The following is a 1,245-nucleotide window of genomic DNA, read 5'->3' as shown; positions in this document are numbered from 1 at the left end:
CCGTTAGATTCCTGTAGATGGATAAATTTCAGCTTTGTAAAAAAACGAGCGCCTCGGTACGATGGAAGTACGCAACGGGTCAAAAGCCCTTTAATTCCATCATCCAGGAGGACGCTCTACTATGAAGTTTAAATCACAAGATAAGCAAAATCAACTCATTGAAAACATTACCTTTCATCATATTGTTGTTGGTGTAGACATTGCTCAGGAGGCCCACGTTGCCAGAGCGGTTAACTTTCGAGGTGTCGCTCTTGGTAATCCTTTAGTGTTTAGTAACGACGAGGATGGTTTCAAGTCCCTCGACCGTTGGATTCGCGACTTGCTAGCTTCATTTAAATTATCTCAAGTCATCGTTGGTATGGAACCGACTGGCCATTACTGGCTAAGCCTTGCCGGGTGGCTCAAAAACAAAGCCATTGAAGCCGTACTTGTTAATCCTCATCTAGTTAAAAAGAATAAAGAAAACCGCGACAACACACGCTCTAAAAGCGACAAAAAAGATGCTTTAGTTATTGCCGACATGGTGAAAAACGGCTACTACTCCCCTGTCCGCTTCCATTCTTCCGAATACGAGGAGCTGCGAGTGCTTATGGCTAACCGAGAAACGGTCGTTAAAAGACTCGTAAGTGCCGTTAACCAGATCCACCGCTGGGTCGACATTGTCTTTCCTGAACTGAGACAAGTTTTTAAGATCTTAACTTGCAAAGGTGCACTGTTAACCCTTCGGCTATTTCCGCTCCCAGCTGAGCTATGTAAACTAAGTCCTGACGATGTCATTAAAGGATGGCAGAAATCAATGAAACGGCATTCAGGTGTGCGTAGAGCTCATCTACTCATCGATCTGGCCAAGAAAACGGTTGGATCTAGGCAGGCAACACATGCTTACAAGCTCCATCTAGAGCAGCTCCTAGAGGAGCACGACTTAGCCACTAAACAACTGCAGAGGATCGAAAAAGAAGCCAAAGACGTTGTTGAACGTATCCCCTACTCAGGCAAAATCCTTGCCATTACTGGAATAAGTGCAATTGCTCTAGCTGGTGTTTTAGGAGAGTCTGGAGATCTTCGAGGTTATGCGCACGGGAACGCTCTACTCCGTCATGCAGGACTTAATATAACCGAAGCAAGCTCGGGTAAATGGAAGGGACAACTGAAGCTCAGTAAACGAGGCCGTCCACGGCTACGTCACTTTCTCTATTTAATTACGATGTGCATGGTCATGAGTAACCAAGAATTTAAAGCCTTACA

At 45.1% G+C, this 1,245-nt stretch carries 1 protein-coding gene; it reads left to right on the top strand.

Annotated elements, in window-relative coordinates; all coding sequences use genetic code 11:
* Positions 1 to 121 precede the first annotated feature (121 nt).
* Positions 122 to 1,245: IS110 family RNA-guided transposase (locus RQP52_RS36395; RefSeq protein WP_315956299.1), on the top strand; the 1,124-nt coding region annotated here is incomplete at its 3' end.

The organism is Paenibacillus violae (assembly GCF_032461945.1).
Taxonomy (GTDB): Bacteria; Bacillota; Bacilli; order Paenibacillales; family NBRC-103111; genus Paenibacillus_E; species Paenibacillus_E violae.
The sequence above is the reverse complement of the archived record's forward strand: the minus strand, read 5'-3'. Positions and strand labels throughout refer to the sequence as shown.